Source organism: Arthrobacter sp. B2a2-09 (genome assembly GCF_027587375.1).
In the GTDB taxonomy this organism is placed as follows: Bacteria; Actinomycetota; Actinomycetes; order Actinomycetales; family Micrococcaceae; genus Arthrobacter.
Genome location: NZ_JAMXIC010000065.1, coordinates 1 through 1670 on the forward strand (window position 1 = coordinate 1; position 1670 = coordinate 1670).

Here is a 1670-nt window from a genome sequence, read left to right on the forward strand (position 1 = left end):
AGCCTTGATCCACCGATGATGATCGAGACGCGGGCGGCGGTTTAAACCGAGAATGCCCGTCTTTTCGAGGAAAATGGAGCTTGTCTAGAGCACATTGACCACCGAAAAGAGAGGCATCTCGTAGATGAAAGTTTCCCACAAGCCTGCCGCGGTGTCGGTTTCCTTCGACGAGCCGAACCTCGTGTCGGCTGCCGGGCTGCTGCCGGTGATGACCCTGGCCCGGGACGCCGGTCTGCATGAACTGGCCGATGAGTGGCTGAGCGTGCCAACGGACAAGGGTGCGAACGCCGGGTTGAAGCTCGCCTCGCTCGTGGCCGGGATGGTCGCTGGCGCGGACTCAATCGATGACATGGCCTTGTTGCGCCACGGCGGGATGAAGCGGCTCTTCACCACCTGCTACGCGCCCTCGACGCTGGGTTCGTTCCTTCGGTCCTTCACCTTCGGGCACGTACGCCAACTGGACGCGGTCGCGTCCCGCTTTCTGGCCAACCTTGTGTCGCGGGCCCCGTTGCTCGGGCGTCCCGGCCCGGAGGACTTCGTGTTCGTGGACCTCGATGACACGATCATCGAGGTCCACGGCTACGCCAAGCAGGGCTCCGGCTACGGGTACTCCGGGGTCCGGGGCCTGAACGCACTGCTGGCCACCGTCTCCACCAAGGACACCGTCCCGGTCATCGCGGCCCAGCGGCTGCGGAAGGGAGCGGTGAATTCCGCCCGCGGAGCCAAGCGTTTGATTACCGATGCCTTGTCCACGCTCAAGCGTCTGCGGACCGGCGGGCGGGTGCTCTGCCGTTTCGATTCGGCCTTCTACGGCCATGACTCGGTGGCCGCCGCCCTGGCCGACGGGGCGGCCGTCTCGGTGACCGTGCGCATGAACCCGGCCGTGAAACGGGCCATCGCCGGGATCCCGGAGACGGCGTGGAAAACCATCGAATACCCCGACGCGGTCTTCGATGAGACCACCAACACCTGGGTCTCGAAGGCCGAGGTCGCCGAGACAGTGTTCACGGCGTTCAGCTCCCGCAAAAAGGCCGAGCAGATCACCGGCCGGCTGGTGGTCCGCCGCATCCCGGAGCTGAACCCGAAAACCGCCGATGGGCAGGAAACCCTGTTCGACACGCACCGGCACCACGCGTTCTTCACCACCGTGGACACCGAACTTCTGGACACCGTCGCGGCAGACAAGATCCACCGGAAACACGCCATTATTGAGCAGGTCAACGCCGATCTGAAGGACAGCGCGCTGGCTCATTTGCCTTCAGGTGTTTTTGCGGCGAACTCGGCCTGGCTGGTCGCCGCGGTCATGGCCTACAACCTCACCCGCGCCGCCGGGATCCTTTCAGCCGGGCCCTTCGATAAGGCCCGCACCGGCACGATCCGCCGCAAACTCATCCACGTCCCGGCCAGGATCGCCACCAGCGCCCGACGCATCCTGCTCCACCTGCCCGAAGCGTGGCCCTGGCAAAGACCATGGCAGGCCTTATTTGACCACCTCTACCCACGGCTGCAACCTGCCTGAACTCCCGCCCACCCAGCCACCCGGCGCAACCAGGACCAACAGTGGAACACCGAAGGGCAGCGAGGCCTGGCACCCCAGCATGCTCCCTGCCCGCACAACGAGCCGAACCGGATTCAAATCATCAGCCCGGGCACATCGGTGGATCGAGGCT

1 protein-coding gene is annotated in these 1670 nt (G+C 65.0%); it reads left to right on the top strand.

What is annotated here, in order from left to right:
* Positions 1-124: 124 nt before the first annotated feature.
* Positions 125-1519 carry an IS1380 family transposase gene (locus NFJ07_RS25500; protein WP_269998893.1) on the top strand — a complete coding sequence of 465 codons (1395 nt, stop codon included), beginning with the start codon at positions 125-127 and terminating at the stop codon, positions 1517-1519.
* The last annotated feature ends 151 nt before the right edge of the window (positions 1520-1670 follow it).